The sequence below is a fragment of the Sodalis ligni genome (genome assembly GCF_016865525.2).
In the GTDB taxonomy this organism is placed as follows: Bacteria; Pseudomonadota; Gammaproteobacteria; order Enterobacterales; family Enterobacteriaceae; genus Acerihabitans; species Acerihabitans ligni.
This window is the reverse complement of record NZ_CP075169.1, coordinates 381,280-404,038: the sequence shown is the minus strand read 5'-3', so window position 1 is coordinate 404,038 and position 22,759 is coordinate 381,280. Positions and strand designations below refer to the sequence as shown.

At 53.9% G+C, this 22,759-nt stretch carries 19 protein-coding genes; 6 read left to right on the top strand and 13 right to left on the bottom strand.

The features are described 5' to 3' along the window. Positions 1–20 precede the first annotated feature (20 nt). Both GTU79_RS01815 and GTU79_RS01810 read right to left on the bottom strand, forming a co-directional pair. A complete protein-coding gene (locus GTU79_RS01815; RefSeq protein WP_203524325.1) occupies positions 21–539 on the bottom strand; it encodes a nuclear transport factor 2 family protein in 519 nt (172 codons plus the stop codon). Positions 540–601: 62 nt separating this feature from the next. Beyond that, positions 602–1,453 (bottom strand): oxidoreductase, encoded by an 852-nt coding sequence (locus GTU79_RS01810; protein WP_203524326.1) that lies wholly within the window; start codon positions 1,451–1,453, stop codon positions 602–604. Between the two features lie 115 nt (positions 1,454–1,568). On the opposite strand from GTU79_RS01810, the gene GTU79_RS01805 reads away from it, so the two are divergent. From GTU79_RS01805 to GTU79_RS01795, 3 genes are all read left to right on the top strand, one after another. Continuing rightward, positions 1,569–2,522 carry a LysR family transcriptional regulator gene (locus GTU79_RS01805; protein WP_203524327.1) on the top strand — a complete coding sequence of 318 codons (954 nt, stop codon included), beginning with the start codon at positions 1,569–1,571 and terminating at the stop codon, positions 2,520–2,522. Between the two features lie 1,009 nt (positions 2,523–3,531). Continuing rightward, on the top strand, positions 3,532–3,891 hold the full coding sequence (locus GTU79_RS01800; RefSeq protein ID WP_214513656.1) for a hypothetical protein: 360 nt from the start codon (positions 3,532–3,534) through the stop codon (positions 3,889–3,891). A gap of 1,040 nt (positions 3,892–4,931) precedes the next feature. Next, positions 4,932–5,168, top strand: a complete 237-nt coding sequence (locus tag GTU79_RS01795) for a hypothetical protein (RefSeq protein ID WP_214513655.1) — start codon at positions 4,932–4,934, stop codon at positions 5,166–5,168. Between the two features lie 55 nt (positions 5,169–5,223). Here the strand turns inward: GTU79_RS01795 and gntT are convergent, their stop codons facing one another. The 3 genes from gntT to GTU79_RS01780 form a co-directional block, all read right to left on the bottom strand. Beyond that, complete coding sequence (gntT, locus tag GTU79_RS01790; RefSeq protein WP_203524330.1) at positions 5,224–6,543, bottom strand: gluconate transporter; 1,320 nt, start codon at positions 6,541–6,543, stop codon at positions 5,224–5,226. 287 nt (positions 6,544–6,830) lie between these two features. Further along, positions 6,831–7,826 (bottom strand): gluconate operon transcriptional repressor GntR, encoded by a 996-nt coding sequence (gntR, locus tag GTU79_RS01785; RefSeq protein ID WP_203524331.1) that lies wholly within the window; start codon positions 7,824–7,826, stop codon positions 6,831–6,833. A 138-nt stretch (positions 7,827–7,964) separates the two neighbouring features. Then, positions 7,965–8,660 (bottom strand): pirin family protein, encoded by a 696-nt coding sequence (locus GTU79_RS01780; RefSeq protein ID WP_203524332.1) that lies wholly within the window; start codon positions 8,658–8,660, stop codon positions 7,965–7,967. A gap of 428 nt (positions 8,661–9,088) precedes the next feature. On the opposite strand from GTU79_RS01780, the gene GTU79_RS01775 reads away from it, so the two are divergent. Next, a complete protein-coding gene (locus tag GTU79_RS01775; RefSeq protein ID WP_203524333.1) occupies positions 9,089–10,756 on the top strand; it encodes a methyl-accepting chemotaxis protein in 1,668 nt (555 codons plus the stop codon). A 174-nt stretch (positions 10,757–10,930) separates the two neighbouring features. Here the strand turns inward: GTU79_RS01775 and yigL are convergent, their stop codons facing one another. Continuing rightward, positions 10,931–11,731: a sugar/pyridoxal phosphate phosphatase YigL gene (yigL, locus tag GTU79_RS01770; RefSeq protein ID WP_132923792.1), complete on the bottom strand. Its 801-nt coding sequence runs from the start codon at positions 11,729–11,731 to the stop codon at positions 10,931–10,933. Positions 11,732–11,783: 52 nt separating this feature from the next. Further along, the gene (pldB, locus tag GTU79_RS01765) at positions 11,784–12,797 is read right to left on the bottom strand and encodes a lysophospholipase L2 (RefSeq protein ID WP_132923793.1); all 1,014 of its coding nucleotides are present in this window, start codon (positions 12,795–12,797) and stop codon (positions 11,784–11,786) included. A gap of 136 nt (positions 12,798–12,933) precedes the next feature. On the opposite strand from pldB, the gene rhtB reads away from it, so the two are divergent. Continuing rightward, positions 12,934–13,548, top strand: coding sequence for a homoserine/homoserine lactone efflux protein (rhtB, locus tag GTU79_RS01760; RefSeq protein ID WP_203524334.1), 615 nt, complete (start codon positions 12,934–12,936; stop codon positions 13,546–13,548). Here the strand turns inward: rhtB and rhtC are convergent. From rhtC to pldA, 3 genes are all read right to left on the bottom strand, one after another. Then, positions 13,535–14,143 (bottom strand): threonine export protein RhtC, encoded by a 609-nt coding sequence (gene rhtC, locus GTU79_RS01755; RefSeq protein ID WP_203524335.1) that lies wholly within the window; start codon positions 14,141–14,143, stop codon positions 13,535–13,537. The two genes, rhtB and rhtC, sit on opposite strands and share 14 nt — an antisense overlap. Before the next feature lie 73 nt (positions 14,144–14,216). Beyond that, positions 14,217–16,055: an ATP-dependent DNA helicase RecQ gene (gene recQ / locus GTU79_RS01750; protein WP_132923796.1), complete on the bottom strand. Its 1,839-nt coding sequence runs from the start codon at positions 16,053–16,055 to the stop codon at positions 14,217–14,219. Between the two features lie 67 nt (positions 16,056–16,122). Next, positions 16,123–16,992, bottom strand: a complete 870-nt coding sequence (gene pldA / locus GTU79_RS01745) for a phospholipase A (RefSeq protein ID WP_203524336.1) — start codon at positions 16,990–16,992, stop codon at positions 16,123–16,125. Positions 16,993–17,194: 202 nt separating this feature from the next. Between pldA and rarD the strand changes: the two genes are divergently transcribed. After that, positions 17,195–18,103 (top strand): EamA family transporter RarD, encoded by a 909-nt coding sequence (rarD, locus tag GTU79_RS01740; RefSeq protein WP_203524337.1) that lies wholly within the window; start codon positions 17,195–17,197, stop codon positions 18,101–18,103. On the opposite strand, the gene GTU79_RS01735 is transcribed toward rarD, so the two are convergent. The 3 genes from GTU79_RS01735 to uvrD all read right to left on the bottom strand — a co-directional run bounded on the left by GTU79_RS01735 (position 18,074) and on the right by uvrD (position 22,757). Then, positions 18,074–19,129 carry an AbrB family transcriptional regulator gene (locus GTU79_RS01735; protein WP_203524338.1) on the bottom strand — a complete coding sequence of 352 codons (1,056 nt, stop codon included), beginning with the start codon at positions 19,127–19,129 and terminating at the stop codon, positions 18,074–18,076. The genes rarD and GTU79_RS01735 overlap by 30 nt on opposite strands. A 105-nt stretch (positions 19,130–19,234) precedes the next feature. Next, positions 19,235–20,185, bottom strand: a complete 951-nt coding sequence (corA, locus tag GTU79_RS01730; RefSeq protein ID WP_132923800.1) for a magnesium/cobalt transporter CorA — start codon at positions 20,183–20,185, stop codon at positions 19,235–19,237. A gap of 409 nt (positions 20,186–20,594) precedes the next feature. Then, the gene (gene uvrD / locus GTU79_RS01725; RefSeq protein WP_203524339.1) at positions 20,595–22,757 is read right to left on the bottom strand and encodes a DNA helicase II; all 2,163 of its coding nucleotides are present in this window, start codon (positions 22,755–22,757) and stop codon (positions 20,595–20,597) included. Between the last annotated feature and the right edge of the window lie 2 nt (positions 22,758–22,759).

The window sequence follows — 22,759 nt, the reverse complement described above, 5'->3', positions numbered from 1 at the left end:
GAACGGATGGTTTGCATCCCTTAGGATGCGGGCTGTACGCGCTGCCAAAAATCATTAAACGCGATGCTGTCGTAAAAGGCGGTGGCGTTAACAATTTTGTTGCCCTTATAGGTTAAGAACCAGGCATACGTATTACGATAGGGTTTATTGTCCTTTGCCATGCCGGCGGCATCAAAATGCACGATCACCGTGTCGCCGTCGGTATAAATATTGCGGATAGTCGGAATCAGGCGTCCCGACATCCGGGCATTGAAGGGGCGAATGACGTTTGCCATAAAATCCTCGCGGCCATTATAGGTCCGGGAAGCCAGCGAATGGCCTTCGATAGTCCAGGTCGCATTATCGGCAAGTTGCTCATAAGGACTGCCGGTACCGTTTTTCCAGGCGTCGAACCCGGCGACGACCATCGCCTTGTTTTGCGCTTCAACGCCATTCTCTTCCGCCCATGTCGTCGGGACCAGCAACACCCAAGCCAAAACGACACAAAAACCGACGAAGCTGTTTTTTACTTTGCCGAGACGGCGTTTAAAAATCAACATGACAGTTCTCCTTACATAATGAGGAATAGAAGTAATTGCACCGGCATTCATTCCGCTGTTGTTTATTCAGGAAAGTCCGTCGAGGCTGACAGCGCAGCCCAGGCGTTCATCTCCTGTTCAACCAAGGCATTTTTCTTGGCTATCGCCGCGAGAGTATCCGTCCCCATGGGCAATCTCAGGGGCGGCATCTCGGCGTTAACCAGTTGGATCATCGCGGCTGCCAGACGGGCGGGATCGCCAGGCTGCTTATGATTCAGCGTGGCGGCGACCCGGCGTACCGCGCCTGCGGTCTCGTCATAATCGTCGATGATATGGGCGGATTTGCTCAGAGAAGAAGCATCGAGAAAATCAGTACGGAAATAACCCGGTTCCACCACCGTGACATGAATGCCCAAAGGCTTGAGTTCGTCATGCAGCGCCTCGGATAATCCTTCGACGGCGAATTTGGTGGAGCAGTAAACGCCGAAACCGGCGGCGGAACGGTAACCGCCAATAGAAGAAAAATTGATAATATGCCCGGCGCGCTGCTGGCGCATCTGCGGCAAAACCGCCTGGGTCATGCTCAGCAGGCCGAACACATTGGTGTCATACATCCGCCGCACATCTGACAGAGCCGATTCTTCAACCGCCCCCAGCAGACCGAATCCGGCGTTATTCACCAGCACGTCAATCCGCCCAAAGGTGGCGACCGCCGCTTTCACCGCGGCATGGATTTGTTCCGAATCGGTCACATCCATTTTCAGCGGCAATAGCCCGGGAGAGATGCCTAAACGCTTGACAAGGGCGTCGGGATTCCGGGCTGTGGCGATAACCGCGTCGCCTTCCGCCAGCGCGGCCTCGGCAACCAGGGCGCCGAACCCGCGCGCCGCGCCGGTAATAAACCACACGCGTTTGAATGCAGAATAGCTTTTCATGATTTTTGCCCCTGTATTTTGAAAGTGAAGAAAGTATAAAGAATGGTTTGTAATAAACTAGATGACATTTGCTAGACTGATAATCCGTATTTACTTGCGAATCACGGGATGAGCCATGAATGAAATTCGCGCGATAACCACTTTTATCCGGGCCGCGGCGCTGGGTAATTTACGCAAGGCCGCCATTGACCAGGGGATTTCACCCCAGGCGGCCAGTCAGGCGGTGATGCAACTGGAAAATAGCCTTGGTATCCGCTTGTTCCATCGCACCACCCGCAAATTAAGCCTGACGCAAGAAGGGCAACGTTTTCTGGACAGCGTGAAACCCGGCATAGAACTGGTCACCGGCGCCTACGCCGCCGCGCGGCGTTCCACCGAGGTCATTGAAGGACCGTTAAAGGTCAGCGCCCCGAGAGCGTTGGGTCTATCGTTGTTTCATACCTATTTCATGGCCTTTTGTGATGCCTATCCGGAAGTACAGCTGGATGTCCAGCTTGAAGACCGTTTCACCGATCTGGTGGGGGATCGGGCGGACGTGGGTTTCCGGGGCGGCGCACTGCCGTCGGAGGGGGCCATTGCGCGTCATCTGCTGCCGATTCAGATGATCGTTTGCGCCGCGCCGTCTTATATTGAACGGCACGGGGCGCCGGCCTCAATAGAAGAGCTTGCCCTGCATTCCTGTACCGGCTACCGCACGGCGAATACCGGAAAAATCGCCCCCTGGGAGTTTCGCGTCAACGACGAACTGGTATATCAGGACGTAACGCCCCGTTTTTGCACCAATGATATCGAAGGGGAGGCCCAGGCGGTGCTCGACGGGCTGGGCATCGGCCAGTTGGGCAGCTTCACCGCCGCCGAGCCTATCCGCAGCGGCAGGCTGATACCGCTATTGGTTCAGCATGTCACCGATCATGAAGGCATCTATATGTATTACGGCCAGCGGACGGAATTGCCCCTGAGGGTAAGGACCTTTATTGATTTTATGGTGAAGCATCTGGCGGGCAATCGCCGATTTTTTCTGGAGCCGGCTGAGTTAAGGGCGCTGGCTTTGCCCCCATCGGCCCTTTAAGCAGGCGAGAACGCAGGGACTGTATTTTCACGGGCACGATATACCCGTCATACTTCAAGTTGCAGGTGTATTGGCTACGCTCATTTATCGGGATCATTACGCGTCCCGTTATGGCAATGCTTTGCCGCTGATGGAAAACGCCTGCGATAATTTACAAACAGTGTGTAATAACAACCATATATTAATAACGAATTAAATAATTTTTAGATAAAATTTTTAGTCCAATATGTAACGAAGATTAAATAAAACTTAACTTTCTGGAAAAATATCTATTTTAATATTTTCCGCCTTCCTTTCTTGAATATTGCCTGTAGGATAAAGCAGTCAGCCTATCTGCTCGACGCCATTATCCATTATTACGCTCCAAATTTTCATAGTCAGCAAGAGGTAAGATATGCTCCCAGCATCCGTAAACCAGCAACCCCATATGCCTTTGTATATTATCAACAACGAGAACAGCACCTATTCCGGCTCGCCGGAAAAAGAACGCTTCAGCTGCTTGAGACAAGCCTTATTAGCGAACATTCACGACGTAACGCCCTTGAAACCGATAATCCCTTGACACTCTAAACGTCTATCAAAAAGAGATTATATTTACGATCTGAAAACATATACCAATCATTGGACTTAGAGCCGGCTACAGGCTCAAAAAGCACGGAAATCACCTTATCCAATAATCTGGTTTTCAGTGTCAAAAACAATGGCGACGGTATGATGCTGACCATCGGGAACAAAATACATTTTGTTGACTATATCAAGTTCGAAGCGATACCGATGATGATTGAACGTTTTATATTCTATAATGAGAGTTTTTCAAGGGCACCGATACTTACGCTACCATATTGAAGAGCTATACTGAAAGAAAACATAATGAATTAGACGTAATAATCAATGCTTATAATCAAAAGAGCAACCCTGCTATGCGATCTCGGAATATTTACGCAGTGAAGCCCCAGGCCCATACCATTTTGTTTTACCGCCTTCGCTTGAGTATATAGCTAAACGTAGCTTGCAGATTGATTTCGGCTGCCTTATTTCCGGCGAAGAAGACAAGATAGTCATCGGCAATATTGAAGCCAATTTGTACAAAAGCTCAATAGATAAAGCCAGTCTGTTTATCAGAGCGCCGGAGAAACGGCTGAACGAAAATGCGGATAACCTTCAGGACCTCATCTTAAACGCCTATCCGCAGGGCTGCATTCTCAAAGTCGGCGGCGGCGTGGGGCATTATTGTTACTATGATGTCCAAAAGATATCGTGTTTTCTGGCGGAACCGCCGCCAAAGAGAAAGGTATATCCGGCATGGCGTTGCGGGATTTTATTGCCATCAAGTTCAATAGCGCAAATGCCGATCGAAAAGAAACGCTGATCCTGACCGACCATAGCGCACAGGAGATGTTGGAAGTCTCTCAACTGATAGCGTAGCGCCAGGGCGATGACGGCAGTCAGTATATTTCTCAGTTTTATGTTCTATTTCGCTTCATCATATCATATTTAGCAAAGGGTAATATATGCTACCAGCCCCATAACTCAAACCCCACATATGCCTTCATACCCGATCAGTAGCGAGGATACAGCCCGGTACGGTTTACTCATAAAAGGACGCTTCAGCTGCTTAAATTAAGCATTAGTAGCGGCTGTTCGCAATATAGCACTGTCGAACCTATTGAAACCGATGTAATTACTATGGCCCTTTATAACCTCAGCGTTGAAGAAAAAAATTTATAAAGATAATATTTTTTATTTTACATAGTTTTTTCTTGGAGTCGTATACCAACGAAAAAACTCGAGATCGCCTTGTCCAATGACTTGGTTATACATGTCGAAAACATTGGCAATGATATAGTGCTACGCATGGAAGGACAAGAAGATATTGTTGAAAACGCTAATTTTGAAACGATACCCCACATGCTTGAATGTTTCATATTTAAATATAACAGATTTTTTATGAGACCGATATTTACTCTGTGGTGAAGAAACATTACTCTGAAAGGAAACATCTTGAATTTGATATCCTAACCAATGCCAATCCTGGGATAACACCTCCTTGTTTTTGATGGCGGAGTATTTGAAAAGCGGATCAAGCGATCCCCAAACATTTTCTTCGCCGGAACTTGATCATCTGAGCAAAACCGGCCATCCAATGGATATTGGATGTTTTTTGTAGCGTTATATCGCATGAAGTATTCCTGAGTGACAGGGATGATATTAAAGTCGAGGAATACCCCAGCACAAGTAAAAAATCAGCTCAAAAATAAGGGCGCAGGAGCATCTGTTGTGTGCATATGCCGATGAAATAGTAATTTATATCAGGAATAGCTATCCCATAGGATGTATTTTGAAATCAGGCGATCGCGAGGGTCTTATTTTTACTATGATGCCCAAAAGGACATCCTGTTGTGCGGTGGTATGGCTGATTATGATAATGGCATATCCGGCATGGGTCTGAAGGATTTTTTCTTCAAAAATTTTAATAGAGTCTACGGCGGCCGGAAGGCAACGATTACGCTGACAGATCATAACGCCTCGGAGTTACGGCAGGAGTCTGAACGTGTTTCAGAGACTTTGGGCATGACATATGAAAAGAACTTAAAGGCCATCGCCGGTAAAAAACCGTGGATCTCCTACAAGCAGGTGGGCATGTAAACTGTTCGGTCACATTACCGGCACAAATATCCCGGCCGTAAGGCCGGGACATCCGTTAGGCGATCGCCATATTCAACAGCAGGCAGCCTACCAGGCCGCAGACCGAAATGATGGTTTCCAATACCGACCAGGACCGGATGGTTTCCAGGATGGTCAGATTGAAATATTCTTTGAACAGCCAGAATCCCGGATCGTTCACATGGGAGAAGATAACGCTGCCGGAGCCCACGGCTATCACCATCAGCTCAGGGCTGGCGCCGGTGGACGCAATGAGCGGCGCGGCGATACCGCCGGCGGTGATGGCCGCCACGGTGGCGGATCCCAGGGCAATACGCAAAATCGCGGCAATGGACCAGGCCAGCAGTAAAGGCGAAATCGCACTGCCCGTCATCAGCCGGGCGATATAGGTACCCACGCCGCTGTCCACCAGCACCTGTTTAAACGCGCCGCCACCGCCGATAATCAACAGGATCATGGCAATGATCTTTACCGCGTCGCTGATGCTTCCCATAACCTGATCCACTGTACGGCCGCGGTTGATGCCAAAGGTAAAGATGGCAATCAGCACTGAAATCAGCGTCGCCATAATCGGGTCGCCAAGGAAATCGGCATAGGTCCGAATCGGATGACCGGCGGGCAGGGACATTTCCGCCACCGCGCGCAAGGCCATCAGCACCACCGGTATCAGCGAGGTCCAGACGCTGACGCCGAAGCTCGGCATTTCCGCTTCGGTGAAGATTTTCGGGTTATACAGTCCTTCCGGCACCGGTTTATCGATATCTTTGAGAAAGCGGCTGTAAACCGGGCCGGCAAGGATAACGGTGGGCACGGCCAAAATCGCGCCAAACAGCAGAGTCTTGCCCATATCAGCATGAAATATGGTGGCTATCGCCGTCGGCCCGGGATGGGGCGGCAGGAAACCATGGGTGACGGACAGCGCGGCCGCCATGGGCACCCCCACGTACAGCAGCGGAATCCGCGCCGTCGCGGCGATACTGAACACCAGGGGGATCATCAAGACGAAACCGATTTCGTAAAACAGCGCGAAACCGACGGTAAAGCCGGTTAATACCACAGCCCATTGAACGTTTTGCTTACCGAATTTTTCAATCAGGGTGGTGGCGATACGCTGCGCGCCGCCGCAATCTGCCAACAGCTTACCCAACATGGCGCCGAAGCCGATAATCAGCGCCAGGCTGCCTAATGTCCCGCCGACACCATTTTTTATGGAATCAAGCACCTTGCTCACTGGCATTCCTTCAAGCACGCCGACCAACAGCGCCACCACGATCAAGGCTATAAATCCATTCAGTTTAAAACGAATCATCAGGAGCAGCAGTAATGCCACACCGATAGCAACGATAAAGAGCGGCATAAAAAATCCTCAACGGCTTTTTTCCCGGCAAGGGTTTGATTTCCCCGGCCTTCGAGTAGTTATGCATTCGGGTTAGTGATGCGCAAGTGGGAGTGATTTCCCAACCAACCGTTTGAGCATAGTAGTATTAGTGATGTTACCGGTATCATGATACCGGTAACATCCGCAGATAAGGAATCCACTCTGAAGACTAAATTAGCGTTTTGGGATGTAGATCATAAATATGACCCTGGTAAATGACGCTGATATGAACAAGAAGAAAAGCAATAGGTGAATAAACTGGTAAATCAGATACTCTCGCCGGCCAGTAACGTGAAGCCAAGATCCACTTTTACCGGATCGACCACCTCACCCCGTAACCGGGCCAGCAATTTTTCCGCGCTCAGGCGGCCCATCTCTTCACGAGGTGTGAGTACGCTGGCCAGCTTGGGTTGCATGACCTGGCCTATATCATGGCCGTGGAAACCCGCTACCGCAATGTCCTGAGGAATGCGCAGGCCGAGCCGCTGGCATTCAAACACCGCGCCGATGGCCAGGTCGTCATTGGTGCAGATTATGCCGTCAATGGCCGGATACTCTTCCCGAGCCTGGCGCAACAAATCCACACCGGTGGAATAGGAAGATGACTCGACGATCATCACGCTATGGACAGGCAAGCCACGTTCGCGCATCGCCTGTTCGTAACCCCGCTGTTTGATAATGGTGCGCTCATCCAGGCGGGCGCCGAAATAGACAATATGGCGGTGGCCGCGATCCAGCATCAGCAGGGTCATCTGCCGCGCCGCTTCGAAATTATCGAAACCCACCGCGATATCCAGACAAGGCGAGACGCTGTCCATGATTTCCACCACCGGGATACCGGCCACTTCAATCATTTTCAAGGTACGGGGCGTATGGGAACGCTCCGCCAGGATCAGGCCGTCGATATTATAAGACAACAGCGAGGTCAGCCGCAGCTCTTCCGTTTCCGGCTGATAACCGTAGTGGGCCAGCATGGTTTGATAACCGTTGGCATCGGTGACGGCTTCAATGCCGCGCAGCACCTCGGCGAAAACCTGATTGGTCAATGAGGGCAGCAGCACGCCGATGGCCCGGCTGGTGGCATTGGACAGGATGTCCGGCGCCCGGTTGGGGATATAACCCAGTTCGTCCAGCGCGCCGGCGATTTTACATTGCAACGCTTCGGAAACCAAAGCCGGGTTGCGCAGATAGCGGCTAACCGTCATTTTGGTGACGCCCACTTTATCGGCAACATCTTGAAGACCCGGTCTTTTTTTCTTCATGTAGTATTATAAGAGTCCAGCTTGGAATGGGGGGAGTTTAGCAAAAAAAACCGGCGGCGAGTATGCTTATAACGAAAAGCCGTCAACCGCGGGTAAAACGATTGACGGCGAATCCTCGCTTATAAACACATCCGCCCCTTATACCGGCGGCAAATCAAATATCAGTATTTCACTGTCCTGGGCGGCCCGCAGGGATAAGGCGCTTTCATCCCATATCGCCAAACCGTCGCCGGCATGCGCCTGTTGCCCATTGATATCCACGTCGCCGCGCACCACCTGGATCCAAACCCTGCGGCCGGGTTCCAGCGCCAGCGTGTCCTGCGCCTCGGCTCCCAAAGCCCAGCGGGTCAGGGTCATATCCTGGAATACCTTCAACGAGCCTTCCCGCGCATCCGGCGACAGCACCAGTTGCCGTCCCTGCGGCGCGTCAAAGCGGCGCTGTTCGTAGCGCGGCGTAAGGCCGGCTTCTTGCGGCAGGATCCAAATCTGGTACAAGTGCAGCGGAATGTCGTCACGGCCATTGTATTCAGAATGGCGTATGCCGGTACCGGCGCTCATGATCTGGAACTCACCGGCATGGATTTGTTCTTTATTGCCCATGCTGTCCTGGTGTTCCACCGTCCCTTCCAGTACGTAGGTCAGGATTTCCATGTCCTTATGCGGATGGGTCCCAAAACCTTTACCTTCCGCGATACGGTCTTCGTTAATGACCCTTAGAGCGGAAAACCCCATGAAATTGGCATCGTAGTAGTCGGAAAACGAAAACGAATGCCAGCTATCCAGCCAGCCGTGGTTGGCATGACCCCGATCTTTTGCAGCACGTAAATAAATCATGTTCAAGTCTCCTCAATGTTTTTTTACAGTCTATCCCTGGGCTGAGAATATGAAAGGATAAAAAACTCACCGCAGACATCAAAAAATTTGAACGTATCAAGCCGGTAGCTTCAGAGGTTTTGCCTGCAGATAAGGACGCTGTAAGATTCACTTTTTTTTCAGATAACGTACCGATAGATAAACATCGCTTTACAATCATATAACTATAATCGATCAATAAACAAAACATGATAGTCACCGCCTATCATAAAATATTCTAAGAAAGATTAAACCGATCAAAATCGTAAAGAAGCGCTCCGCCTATCCGATAAGTAAGCTGAGTGCAGAAACATCGTCTTCATTTTCCACGTTAGGAAAGCGCATTCCCCATCTGAAACGACACACAGGGATAGGGGTTATGAAATGGCTGTAGTTATCTAGGAGTGAGTATGAGGCTTGCGAATATAAAAATTGGTCGCAGATTAACGATAGGTTTTACGTTGCTATTAATCTTAATTCTACTATCCGGCGTAATATCCATCTTTAATCTTGCTAAGTTCAATAAAAACATCATTCGTATCGTTTCAGTGGACTACCCGGTCACTGTCAGCGCAAATAATATCGTCGACGAATTCAATCAAATTATAGCAACGCAGCAATATATTCTGCTGGCTGCCGACACCACCGGTGTCAACCACCAAATCAATCATATAATAGATATTCGGAAACAGATCGGAGAAGAATACGACTCAATGGCGAGCGCCCTGACGGATCCGCCCTCCATGCAGATTTTGAAAGACCTCATCACCGTACGGCAGGATTTTATCGCGTCCAACAAACGTTTCGAGGCCGCTATGCTCAGCGGAGATAAAACGACGGCGACCCGCGAGTTTATGGAGACATCTTTGCCCCTTATTGCCGAATACCGTTCGGGAATAAAAAAATTCATTGCCCTCCAAGATAGTAAAATGCTCAATTCCCAGTTCCGGGTTTCAGAGGATTTTAAATTAATCCGTTTGGTGCTGATAATATTGATTCTCGGTAGCCTTGCCATGGGTATTCTCATTGCCTGGCGCATTACGCTGAGTATTACCCACCCGCTTCAGCGGGCGGTAAACGTGGCCAGGAAGGTGGCGGAAGGCGACTTGACCGGCTCGGCAACCATCACCGCCAAGGATGAGACCGGCTTATTGCTGCGGGCGTTGGAAGATATGAATATCAACCTGCATCGTATTGTACAGCGTGTCAGGGATGGCGCGGAGGCGATTGCCGCCGCCACGGCTCAAATCGCCTCGGGTAATCAGGATCTCTCATCACGCACCGAGGAACAGGCTGCTTCCATCGAGGAAACCGCGGCCTCACTGGAGCAATTGACTTCAACTATCAAGAACACGGCGGCGAATACCGCCGAGGCAACGGATGTGTCGGCGCGGGCGTCCGGCATAGTGAAACACAACGGTGAACTGATGGGGCATGTCACGGACAAGATGCGCAGCATCCGCAAATCATCGGAGTCTATGTCGGAAATCATCGGCGTTATCGACAGCATTGCGTTCCAGACCAATATTCTGGCGCTGAATGCCGCGGTCGAAGCCGCCCGCGCCGGCGAAAACGGTCGCGGTTTTGCCGTGGTGGCCAGTGAAGTAAGGGCCTTAGCCCAACGCAGCGCAACCGCGGCCAAAGAGATCAAAAACCTGATTGATGAATCCGTCAATCAGATACATGACGGTATGAAACTTGTTGAAGAAGCGGGTACTTCTATGGCGGACATGGTGGCCAACGTGAACAATGTCACTGATATTATCAAGGAAATTTCCCAGGCCAGTAACGAACAAAGCGACGGCATTCACCAAATCAATGTCGCTGTCGGACAGATAGACAGTTCCACGCAACAAAACGCGGCGTTGGTGGAAGAAGCGGCCTCGGCGGCAGTTTCACTTCAGGCCCAGGCGGCATCCCTGACGCAAATAGTCAGTACGTTTAAACTGACTTCAGCCTCGCTGGCCGATGCCCTCTCGCACCATGAGGCGATTGAGGACAAACCTTCCGCGGACCAGGACCCGCAGCCGGCCAAAGAGGGGCAACCGGGCAAAGGGGAAAGCTGGGCATCATTCTGAGGTTTGACATTGGCCTTACGGCGCGCAAAAAAAAAGCCGGCACCCAAGCCGGCTCAAGTATTACTGGAAGCAATGTGAGCAATGTCGTGCTTTCGCGGCTCCCTCTCATCAGAGAGGAAATCCGGAACGCATGGAGATAATAATCATTATCATTCGCACTTGTAAAGTCTTTTTTTAGCCCAGATACATCTTTCGCAATAAACGGGACACGGCTTCTTCTTCATTGGTGCCAATCACTTCCAGCTCGGGCAGCAGCTCCTTCAGGCGCTGATGGGAATTACCCATGATAAAACCTTTGCCGGCCATGGCCAGCATCTCTTTATCATTCATACCGTCGCCAAAGGAGATACAGTCCGCCAAAGAGTAGCCGATGGTTTTAGCCACCTGATCCAGCGCATGGCCCTTGGAGACCCCGCCGGCCATGACTTCCAGACAAACCGGCAGCGAGAAGCTGACATTGACCCGATCGCCCCAGCGCGCATTGAGTGCGGCTTCCAGCTCCGTTAACCGGTCATGATCGTCACTGGTGTAATACACTTTGCAGATGCCATCAGTGGGCAGCATGCCCGGTTCGAACAGCTGGTAGTTGAAATCTGACTCCCGGAAAAAATCCTGCTGATCGAGGCGGTCACGGTTCATATACCAGTCATCACGGCGATAAACGTTGGTGAGTATTTTCGGATCGTCATGAACCAGGCTGAACAGCTCGCCGGCAATATCGCTGTCCAGATCGTGGGCGAAAATCAGTTCACCGTCGGGATTATGCACGCGAGCGCCGTTGGACGTGATCATATAGGCGCTGATGCCCAGATTATCGCGGATTTGAGACACATCAATGTGGTGCCGGCCGGTGGCGAACACAAAATGAATATCCCGGGCGGTGAGCAGTTGCAAAGTTTCTTTGGTGTAAGGCTTGAGGGTGTGGTCCGGCGCAAGCAGGGTACCGTCCAAATCAGATACGACAACGTGAAACATGATTCTTGTTAAACCTCTGGCGTTAGCGACGGTGAAGACCGCCGGAATAAAATTAATGATGCCGCGCGAAAAAAGCGGTGATGATGTTCAGCGCCTCGGCGCGCAAGGGATCCTTCTCGAACAGTATCTCGTGCCGGGCGCCTTCGATCCTGACGGGTTTATTTCCTTCACATGGGTGACCGGCGTCGGCCATGGCCCGGCAGAAAGCATTCTGGCTACGGTTATCCACAACCTTTTCTTCACCGGCCTGGAGCAGCAGCAGCGGCGTGGTAATGGCGGCGGCCTTGGCCAGGATATCGTTGCCCGCCAGAATTCCCTCCCTGACCCAATGATAGGTCGGGCCGCCAATCCGTAATTCCGGATCGTCGGCATAAAACCGTAAACTGCGCCGGTAGCGTTGCCAGCTGTGGGTCAGCAAATTAAGCATAAAAGGCATCGGACGCCACTGGCCGGTGCCGATTGCGTAATAATCGCGCATGGCGGGCCGCCGTTCGGTCCATTCCAGTATCTTCCAGGCCAGCCAGTGCGGCATCGGTAAACGAATACCGAACATGGGGGCGCATAATACCGCGGCATCGCAGGATTCAGGGTAGGCGGCCAGGAACAAAGCCAATATCGCGCCCCCCATGGAGTGCGCCAGGGCGAAACGGCGGCTGTAACCGCCGGTCTCAACGTAACATTGCCAGAATTGAGTAAAATCCGCAATATAATCATTGAATTGCAGAACATGTCCGCGATGGGTATCCGCCAGCAGGCGGCCGGATCGCCCCTGGCCACGATGATCGATTATCATCACATCATAACCGCAATGGTACAAATCATAAGCGATTTCAGGATATTTAACGTAGCTTTCGATGCGGCCGGTGCTGATAACCACTACTTTATTATGGCGCGGAGAACGTAAACGGACAAAACGAATCGGCATGCCCTGGGCGCCGATAAATTCGCCCTCCTCGCGCCGGCGCCAAAAATCCAACAGCGGACCGGTGTAAAAAGCAGCGAATTGTTCTTCGCGTGTCAACCAGCTCTGTTTATGTCCTGAAACCACCCTTGATACTCCTGGCATGACGCGGGGCAAAAGAATTAAGGTCCGGCGCGCCGGAAAATATTGCTGTAAAGTAGGGGAAAAGCTTACATTGTAATACAACCTAAACTATTCGGGTTGCAGTGATATTAAAATACCTATATAGGGAGCGCATTTAATGACCTGGGACTGGTGGCTTACCTATCTCCTGACCACAACCCTCCTCAGCCTTTCCCCCGGTTCCGGCGCCATCAATACCATGAGCACCGGCATCAGCCATGGCTATCGGGGCGCCGTGGCGTCCATTGCCGGGCTGCAGGTGGGCCTGGCCACGCATATTCTGCTGGTGGGTATCGGGCTTGGAACGCTGTTCTCGCATTCCCTGCTGGCATTTGAAATCCTGAAATGGCTGGGGGTGGCTTATCTTTGCTGGCTGGGCATCCAGCAATGGCGCGCCGCCGGCACCTTTACCCTTGCCGCTCCGCCAGGCAAAATGCCGCGCCGGCAATTGTTCCGGCGCGGTGTTTTTGTCAACCTCACCAATCCCAAAAGCATCGTCTTCCTGGCGGCGCTGTTCCCGCAATTTGTCCTGCCGCAACATCCCCAGGGGGCGCAATACCTGGTGCTTGGCGTTACCACCCTGGTGATGGATATTATTGTCATGATTGGCTATGCCGGCCTGGCAACCCGCATTGCCCATGCCCTGAAAGGACCCCGTCAAATGCGGCGGCTGAACCGCACTTTCGGCTCGCTGTTTATCATGGTGGGCGCGCTGCTGGCTACCGCGAAATAATCAGGCTGATGCCAAAACCGGCGAAAAATACTCCCGCCACGCCGTCTATCCAGCGCGCCAGGCGCTGGTAGCCGCGGCGCATGGCCGGCAGGGCGAACACTATCGCCACCAGAGTGAACCAGAACAGGGTCTCGCCGACGATCATGAAAAACAGGCCCCAGCGCGCGCCGGCGGCGACATTATCGCCGACGAACAGCGAGAAGACGCTGCCGAAATAAATCAGCGCCTTGGGGTTGGCCAGATTGGTAAACAGGCCGCGCAAAAAGCTATATCCCTGATGCGGCAGCGGCTCGGCGGCTTGTGTCCCGGGATGGCGGGCGGAACGCAGCAATTGCCAGCCCAGCCAGCAAAGATACATACCGCCCCCCACCGTGATAATGCTATGCAGCCACTGCATTTTCGTCAGCAGCAGATGCAGGCCCATTAACGCCAGCGCCGCCCAAACGGCGACGCCGAGGCTGATGCCCAGCACGCCCAGCATGGCGTCGTGGCGGGAACGGCTGACCGCGGTTTGGGAGATGAAGAAAAAATCCGGCCCCGGGCTCATCAGCGCAATCAGATGGACCATGGCCACGGTGGCGAACAGCATTAACATTATTAACTCTCCTCTCTACCCGTCATACTTCAAGCTGCAGGTGTGTGGGTATCTTGATTCTATTCTCGGCGCATCAGCGCACCGGCAACGCGTCGTCGTCAATCAGGTGATCGCGGATGATCGTCAGGAAAGGCATGCCGAAACGATCGAGCTTACGGTGACCGACGCCGTTCACCCTTAATAAATCATTGGCGGTGACCGGCAATTGTTCCGCCATTTCCAGCAGGGTGGCATCGTTGAACACCACATAGGGCGGCACGTTGGCCTCGTCCGCCAGGGACTTGCGCAGTTTACGCAGCTTGGCGAACAGTTGCCGGTCATAGTTGCCGCCATAGGTTTTCGGCGCGCTGCGGGATTTCAGGTTCGCCACCCGCGGCTCCGCCAGCATCAGAGGCACTTCGCCCCGAAGCACCGGACGAGCCGATTCGGTCAACTGCAGCGCCGAATGCCGGGTAATATTCTGGCTTACCAACCCCAGGTGAATCAACTGCCGCAGCACGCTGACCCAATGCTCGCTGGTGCGATCGCGGCCGATGCCGTATACCGGCAACTGGTCATGGGCATATTCCCGTATACGCTGGCTATTGGCGCCGCGCAGCACCTCGACGATATAGCCCATGCCGAAACGCTGCCCCACCCGGTAAACGCAGGAGAGGGCCTTGCGGGCCTCTTCCAGCCCGTCGTAGCGCTTCGGCGGATCGAGGCAAATGTCGCAGTTGCCGCAGGGCTGCTGGCGGCCCTCGCCGAAATAATTCAGCAACACCAGCCGGCGACAGGTTTGCGCTTCGGCAAAGGCGCCCATGGCGTTGAGCTTATGGCGCTCGATATCCTGCTGCTCGCCGGGAGGTTTTTCCTCAAGGCAGCGGCGCAGCCAGGCCATATCCGCCGGATCGTAAAATAAAATGGCTTCCGCCGGCAGGCCGTCGCGGCCGGCGCGGCCGGTTTCCTGATAATAGGATTCGATATTGCGCGGGATGTCGTAATGCAGCACAAAGCGCACATTGGGCTTGTTGATGCCCATTCCGAAAGCCACCGTGGCCACGACGATCTGTAGATCATCGCGCTGAAAGGCCTCCTGAACCTGCCCGCGCCGATCGTTACTGAGGCCGGCATGATAGGCATCGGCGCTGATGCCCTTGCTTTGCAAGCGCGCGCTGATATCTTCCACCCGCGATCGGCTATTGCAATAGATAATACCGCATTTGCCGCGCTGCCCCTGCACAAAATGCCACAGCTGTTCGAAAGGTTTGTATTTTTCCACCAGGGTATAGCGGATATTGGGGCGATCGAAACTGCTGATTTGAATCAGCGGATCCTGCAAGTCCAGCAAGCGGACAATATCCTGCCGGGTGGTATCGTCCGCGGTGGCGGTAAGGGCAATAAACGGCAGACCGGGGAAATGCCGCTTGATTTGCCCCAGCGCCCGGTACTCCGGACGGAAATCATGGCCCCATTGGGAGATGCAATGGGCTTCATCCACCGCAATCATGGCCGGTTGCCATTGCAGCAGTTGATCGAGCATGTTGTCCATCATCAGACGCTCGGGGGCGATATAGAGCAGTTTGATGCGTCCTTCACGGCATGCCGCCATGATTTCATGCTGCTGCTCGCGGGTCTGGGTGGAGTTCAGGCAGGCGGCGGCCACGCCGTAGGCCAGCAGCTGATCCACCTGATCCTTCATCAGGGAAATCAGCGGCGAGACCACCAGCGTCAGCCCCTCCATCACCAGGGCGGGTATCTGGTAGCACAAGGACTTGCCGCCGCCGGTGGGCATAACCGCCAGACAATCCCTGCCGCCCATGACGGCATTAATCAATGCTTGCTGACCCGGCCTGAATTGCTGATAGCCGAAGGTGTCGTGCAACACCTGTTCAGCCAGCGCTTCCCGATCTATCACCAACGCCGTCGACACATCATCCCCAACTTATTCCCTGCAGAACAGCGCCATTTCCCGCGCCCGTCATTAAAACCGCAACATTTTACATCATGTCGTTAAGCATGAAACCCACGCCGATTCGGGTTTGGCGGTGATTATAATCAATTAGCGACTCGCCGTAACCACTAAAAAGCTGGGTGTAGAAACGTACGTGTTTGGTAAGAGGATAGCTCCAACCCAGCTGGCCGCTGCCGTAACCGCTGTTCCAGTTATAATGGCTCTCCACCGAAAACACGCTGGGCCCCCAAGCGTAGCCGATTTTCAGACGATAATAACCCATGTACTTGGAGATATCCGGATTATCATCCATGCTGCCGAAGTGCAGCCAGGGTTTCAGCTCCACCTGCCAGTTGCCGTTTTGCGCCATGAGGCGGGTATAGGCGCGGTCCCAGCTGCGTGAAGTGGGATCCGACCGGCCGTTGGACTGATGGTTGACGCCCACTTCCACATCCCGCAGTGTCCAGCCGGCGAAATCATAGTCGGTAGCCCAGCCGAGAAACAGCTGCGGTTCATAATTGGTTTCGCGAAACGGTGAGGACTCTTTGGTATTGGAGGCCTGCCACCAGGATCCCTGGGTATAGGACGCCGCCAATAACGAGTTGTCGCCGGCGATACCGCGCCAGAGGGGGAATGCCAGGCTCAGTTGGAAATCAAGTTCATCTTTGCGGGCATGATCGGACCAGTCGTAGCTCTTGATGGCCTCTTTATTGATGTCGCTGGTATAAGTGTAAATCAGATAGTTACTTTCATAGGGATAAAGAAGAAAAGGATTATCGTGGTCCTGCAGCAGATTGGCGATAATACTGCCTCGGACCGGGGGTGCATCCGGAACGGTTTTTACTGTCGCTTCTTGTGCATATACAGCGGTGGATGATCCTGCCAAAAGTACTGCGGCCCCCAAAAGCTTACGCATATTTTTTATCTCCTAAGTGCGCAACGCATAAAGTATGCAATTGAATTAGTTTACACACAAATAGCTATTTTCATTAACGATAAGCTTTTATTTATCACGATTTGCCAAAACATGATTTTTTTTAACGCAAACCTTACTCTCTGCCAAACCCGACGGGCTTGGCTTATACTTGCTGGCTTCTTTACTGCCGTCTGGTTGATTCATGTATAAACAATCCACGCGCCGAGGCGTGTTATGCGCGCTCGGCGCATACTTGATTTGGGGACTGGCGCCGGCCTATTTCAAGCAGATCCAGCAGGTGCCCGCCACCGAGATCCTGACCCACCGGATTATCTGGTCGGTATTTTTCATGGCGGCGTTGTTGACCCTTTGCGGCAAATGGGCGCAGGTCAGGGCAATATTCCGCCAGGGCAGGACGCTGCTGATGCTGGGCCTGACCTCGCTGTTGGTGGGGGGCAACTGGCTGCTGTACATCTGGGCGGTGAATCATCGCCATATGCTGGAAGCCAGCCTCGGTTATTTTATCAACCCGCTGGTGAATATCCTGCTGGGCATTCTGTTTCTCGGCGAGCGGTTTCGGAAATTGCAATGGCTGGCGGTGCTGCTGGCGGCATGCGGCGTGCTGATGCAGCTGTGGAGATTCGGTTCGCTGCCGCTCATTGCCCTTGGCCTGGCCTTCAGCTTTGCCTTTTACGGCCTGCTGCGAAAAAGGCTCGGCATCGACCCGCAAATCGGCATGCTGATTGAAACCTTATGGCTGTTGCCGGTGGGCGCCTGGTATCTGTTCTACTTCGCCGACAGCCCCACCAGCCACCTGGGGGATAACAGCCTGTCGCTGAATCTGCTGTTGATCTCGGCGGGGATCATCACCACGGTGCCGCTGCTGATGTTTGCCGACGCCGCCAATAATCTGCGGCTTTCCACCCTGGGATTTTTCCAGTATCTCGGCCCGACGCTGATGTTTTTGCTGGCGGTGTTCTGCTATGGCGAGGCCATGACCCAAGACAAGCTCTACGCGTTCAGCTTTATCTGGCTGGCGCTGGCCGTGTTTATCTTCGACGCCGTGCTTTGGCAGAAAAAATCACGTCATGCGCGGCGCGGCATTGCGTGAAATAAAGCGCGCTATGGCCGGGCCGAGCAACAGGATGGAGAGTAGCCGCAGGCTCTGCATGGCCATTACAAAACTCATATCCGCATGGCTGCCGGCGGCAATAATGGCCACAGTGTCCAATCCGCCCGGGCTGGTGGCCAAATAGGCGGTAAGCAGGCTCACCGGCAGCAAGAGGGTCATAATCCAGGCCATCGCGCTGCACAGCAGAATCAATCCCACGATGGACGCCACCATCTGCGGAAGGGTTTTCAAGGCTTGCAACACAATGGCCGGGGTGAACCGCAAGCCGACGCTCCAGCCGATAAAAGCATAGGCCAGCGCCAATAGCCACTGCGGGACCTGTATGGTAAGGGTACCGGTAATATGCAGCATCGCCCCCGCCAGCATGGGAATCAGCAGCGCCCCGGCCGGTATATGCAGTTTTCTGCCCAGCCAGGCGCCGACGACGGCAATGATAAGCGTCGCGGCAAAACGATAGTCCAGTGGGGGAAACCAGATTATCTCCGCCGGCGCGTTATTCTGCGCGCCGAGGCTGAGGTGGGCTACCATCGCGGCCGCCGCCGCCACAAACAAGACGCGCAGGTATTGCATAAACGCCACCAGCCTGACATCCGCGCCGAACTCCCCCGCCATGGCCACCATGGCCGACGCGCCTCCCGGCGAGGAGCCCCATGCCCCGGTAGGTCCGGGCAGGCTGCTGAACCTCACCAGCAGGAAGCCGGACAGGCCGCTGGCCACCAGCGTCATCAAGACCACCACCACCACCAGCCACCAATAGGATACCAGGATCCCGAGAATGGACGGAGAGAGCACCAAGGCTATCATGCAGCCGATCACCGCCTGGCAAGCGATAAAAACCTTAGGCGAAATATGCAGGGTTGATCCGGACAGAGCCATCACCACGCCCACCAGCATCGGGCCGAGCAATAGGGCGGCCGGCAGGTGATACAACTGCAGGGCGGACCCCAGCGCCAATGAGAAAAACAGCAATATCAGCCACTGGAGAGATAACGGCAAATGTTTCATTGTTAATTGTCTGTAATGCTAAAACATATTGTTTTAGCATAAACCAGAAACAAGATAAGTAATTATCGTACAAATTATCTTCTTATTTCCGGCGCACCCTCAGCGTTATAGCCAGTTTTTACGCTTGAAGTACAGGTAAGGCGCCAGGCCTGCCAGGATCATCAATGCAATGGCGCCGGGATAGCCAAACGACCATTTCAGCTCGGGCATAAACTCGAAGTTCATGCCGTAGCTGGACGCCACCAGCGTCGGCGGCAGAAAGACCACCGATACCACGGAGAAGATTTTGATGATGCGGTTTTGCTCGATGTTGATAAAGCCCATTGCCGCTTGCATCAGGAAGTTGACCTTCTGGAACAGCGATTCATTATGGGGCAGCAGCGATTCGATATCCCGCAGGATTTCACGCGCCTGCTCCAGCTGGCCGGAAGGTAAACGCGCCTTGCGCACCAGGAAATTGAGCGCGCGCTGGGTATCCATCAGGCACAGGCGGACCTTCCAGCCCACGTCCTCCAGTTCCGCCAGGGTAGACAAGGCTTCATCGTATTCATCGCCCTGATGCCCTTCCATAATGACCAGGCTCAGCGCTTCCAGATCGCTGTAGATGTTTTCAATCTCGTCAGCCAGCTGCTCTATTTTTGTTTCGAACAAATCCAGCAGCAGTTCATAGGCATTGCCGTCAGTGAGGGTCTGGCTGCGGGCGCGCATGCGATACAGCCGGAACGCCGGCAGTTCACGCTCGCGAAGGGTGTAGAGGCGGCCGTCGCGGATGGTGAACGCTACCGTGGCGTTACCGGCATGATCCTCGGCGTCTTCATAAAAAAAGAACGAATGGATATGCAGTCCGTCCTCGTCTTCGAAAAAACGGGCGGAGGCTTCGATATCCTCCAGTTCGAGGCGGGTCGCCAGGCTTTGTCCCAGCTCATCCTGAACTTTTTCGCGCTCCCCGTTCTCGGGCTCGATCAGATCCACCCAGAGAGAACCGGTTAACGTATCGCCTTCATCCAATTCAAGACGGGATAGGCGATTATGATCCAATTTAAACGCGTTAAGCATACGCCATGGCTTCCTTAGCGGTGTCTAGCGGGAAACGCATTAGAGGAGAAACCGGGGGGTGAGAATGTCACCGACAAGTTCCAGACCATCAAAGATCTGACTCAGCGCGACACATACATGCGGGTCGCTGACAACCGCTAAGGCCATCAGCATAGGGGAAGCCTTAGTGGTACCTGATAAACAGATTATCGAGCCAGTATCTACTGGGGGCGTCCAAGGCGTAATCCTCTCACAATCATAGTGCGCGCATGTTACGCCGAGATTAAAAAGGCTGTCAATATGCAACGACGACACAATGGCCTATTTTTTGCACAATCTGCTTTTTGATTGATGAATTATTTGTGACGTCCGCCGCAGGAGCCTGCCGGTGCGGATATCTTTTATACCGGCCGGCACGGCACAGGCTGAGTCAAACCGTCTCCAGCCGGGCATAGGCCGCCACCAGCCATTTGATGCCCTGCCCCTGGAAGGCTATCTGCAAGCGGCTGTGCTCGCCGCTGCCTTCCAGATTGATAACGGTTCCTTCACCAAATTTGGGATGGCGTACCCGCTGCCCCAGGATGAAGCCGCTGTCGTTTTCGCTCAGGGGCGTCCCCATGCGCTGATGGTTCGCCGGCCGCGACACGCTGGCCCGCAGACGCACCTCTTCCACGCACTCCTGAGGCAGTTCGCCCACAAACCGCGACGGCCGGTGAAAGGCCTCTTTACCGTAGAGGCGGCGGGTTTCGGCGTAGGTGAGGGTCAGTTTTTCCATGGCCCGGGTGACGCCCACATAGGCCAGCCGGCGCTCTTCCTCCAGACGTCCGCCCTCATCCAGTGACATCTGGCTGGGAAACATGCCTTCTTCCATACCGACGATAAACACCTGCCTGAACTCCAGGCCTTTAGCGGAATGCAGCGTCATCAGCTGCACCGCGTCCTGATACGCGTCCGCCTGTCCTTCACCGGCTTCCAGCGCGGCATGGGACAAAAACGCCTGCAACGGCATCAGATCTTGATCCTCGTCCTGGTAGCTGTACTGCCTTGTGGCGGTCACCAGCTCCTCCAGGTTTTCGATGCGCGCCTGGCCTTTTTCGCCTTTTTCCTGCTCATACATCATCCACAGGCCGGAATTCTTGATCACCCGGTCGGTTAACACATGCAGGGGAAGATCGGCGGTCTCCTCAGCCAGGGCTTCCACCAGTTCGATAAAGCGCCGCATGGCCGAGGCGGCGCGGCCGGCCAGTACCTGCTCATTCAGCAACTCGCGGGTGGACTGCCAAAGGGTGAGCTGGCGATCCCGCGCCGCTTGCCGAATCACATCCAGGGTGCGATCGCCGATGCCGCGGGTGGGGGTGTTCACCACCCGCTCGAAGGCCGAATCGTCGTTGCGGTTGGCGATGAGACGCAGATAGGCCAGTGCGTCCTTGATTTCCTGCCGTTCGAAAAACCGCTGGCCGCCGTAGATGCGATACGGCATGGCGCTTTGCAGCAGCGCTTCCTCCAAGACGCGGGACTGGGCGTTGCTGCGGTAGAGAATGGCGCTGTCGTTAAGGGCGCCGCCGCCCTCTTGCCAGGTTTTGATCCGGTTGACCACAAAGCGCGCTTCGTCCAGTTCGTTAAACGCGCAATATATGGAAATGGGTTCGCCGGCGGCGTCCTCGGTCCAGAGATTTTTACCCAGCCGGCTGCCGTTATGGGCGATCAGGGCGTTGGCCGCCGTCAGGATATTGCTGGTGGAGCGGTAGTTCTGCTCCAGGCGGACGGTCTGCGCGCCGGGAAAGTCATCAAGGAAACGCTGGATATTTTCCACCTGCGCACCGCGCCAGCCGTAAATGGACTGATCGTCGTCCCCGACGATCATCACGTTGCCCTGGTCGCCGGCCAGCAGGCGGATCCAGGCGTACTGAATCCGGTTGGTATCCTGGAACTCATCCACCAGGATATTGCGGAACCGATCGCGATAATGCTGCAGGATATGCGGTTTGTTCAGCCATAGCTCATGGGCGCGCAACAGCAGTTCCGCGAAATCCACCAGTCCGGCGCGATCGCAGGCTTCCTGATAGGCCTGGTAAATACGCAGCCAGGTGGCGTCAATGGGATTGCCGTAGGTTTCCACATGCTGCGGACGCAGCCCTTCGTCTTTTTTGCCGCCGATGTACCACATGGCCTGCCGGGGCGGCCACTGCTTTTCGTCGATGTTCAGCGCGCGGATAATCCGCTTGAGCAGCCGCAGCTGATCTTCGCTGTCCAGGATCTGAAAATCCTGCGGCAGGCCGGCATCCATATGATGGGCACGCAATAAGCGGTGCGCCAGACCATGGAAGGTGCCGATCCACATGCCGCCCTGGCCCGGGCCGAGCAGATGCTCGATGCGATGGCGCATCTCCGCCGCGGCTTTATTGGTGAAGGTCACGGCCATTATGGAATAGGGCGAGCTGTTTTCCACCGACAGCAGCCAGGCGATACGGTGCACCAGAACCCGGGTTTTACCGCTGCCCGCGCCGGCCAGCACCAACAGGTTGCCCCGCGGGGCGGCGACGGCTTCGCGTTGTTTGTCATTCAGGCCAGCAAGCAGTTCAGTGACGTCCATAA

What these genes read in the sequence shown, in the direction of transcription:
- GTU79_RS01815 (WP_203524325.1), bottom strand. Translation starts at nt 539, where the DNA reads ATGTTGATTTTTAAACGCCGTCTCGGCAAAGTAAAAAACAGCTTCGTC.
- GTU79_RS01810 (WP_203524326.1), bottom strand. Translation starts at nt 1,453, where the DNA reads ATGAAAAGCTATTCTGCATTCAAACGCGTGTGGTTTATTACCGGCGCG.
- GTU79_RS01805 (WP_203524327.1), top strand. Translation starts at nt 1,569, where the DNA reads ATGAATGAAATTCGCGCGATAACCACTTTTATCCGGGCCGCGGCGCTG.
- GTU79_RS01795 (WP_214513655.1), top strand. Translation starts at nt 4,932, where the DNA reads ATGGCTGATTATGATAATGGCATATCCGGCATGGGTCTGAAGGATTTT.
- gntT (WP_203524330.1), bottom strand. Translation starts at nt 6,543, where the DNA reads ATGCCGCTCTTTATCGTTGCTATCGGTGTGGCATTACTGCTGCTCCTG.
- gntR (WP_203524331.1), bottom strand. Translation starts at nt 7,826, where the DNA reads ATGAAGAAAAAAAGACCGGGTCTTCAAGATGTTGCCGATAAAGTGGGC.
- GTU79_RS01780 (WP_203524332.1), bottom strand. Translation starts at nt 8,660, where the DNA reads ATGATTTATTTACGTGCTGCAAAAGATCGGGGTCATGCCAACCACGGC.
- GTU79_RS01775 (WP_203524333.1), top strand. Translation starts at nt 9,089, where the DNA reads ATGAGGCTTGCGAATATAAAAATTGGTCGCAGATTAACGATAGGTTTT.
- yigL (WP_132923792.1), bottom strand. Translation starts at nt 11,731, where the DNA reads ATGTTTCACGTTGTCGTATCTGATTTGGACGGTACCCTGCTTGCGCCG.
- pldB (WP_132923793.1), bottom strand. Translation starts at nt 12,797, where the DNA reads ATGCCAGGAGTATCAAGGGTGGTTTCAGGACATAAACAGAGCTGGTTG.
- rhtB (WP_203524334.1), top strand. Translation starts at nt 12,934, where the DNA reads ATGACCTGGGACTGGTGGCTTACCTATCTCCTGACCACAACCCTCCTC.
- rhtC (WP_203524335.1), bottom strand. Translation starts at nt 14,143, where the DNA reads ATGTTAATGCTGTTCGCCACCGTGGCCATGGTCCATCTGATTGCGCTG.
- pldA (WP_203524336.1), bottom strand. Translation starts at nt 16,992, where the DNA reads ATGCGTAAGCTTTTGGGGGCCGCAGTACTTTTGGCAGGATCATCCACC.
- rarD (WP_203524337.1), top strand. Translation starts at nt 17,195, where the DNA reads ATGTATAAACAATCCACGCGCCGAGGCGTGTTATGCGCGCTCGGCGCA.
- GTU79_RS01735 (WP_203524338.1), bottom strand. Translation starts at nt 19,129, where the DNA reads ATGAAACATTTGCCGTTATCTCTCCAGTGGCTGATATTGCTGTTTTTC.
- corA (WP_132923800.1), bottom strand. Translation starts at nt 20,185, where the DNA reads ATGCTTAACGCGTTTAAATTGGATCATAATCGCCTATCCCGTCTTGAA.
- uvrD (WP_203524339.1), bottom strand. Translation starts at nt 22,757, where the DNA reads ATGGACGTCACTGAACTGCTTGCTGGCCTGAATGACAAACAACGCGAA.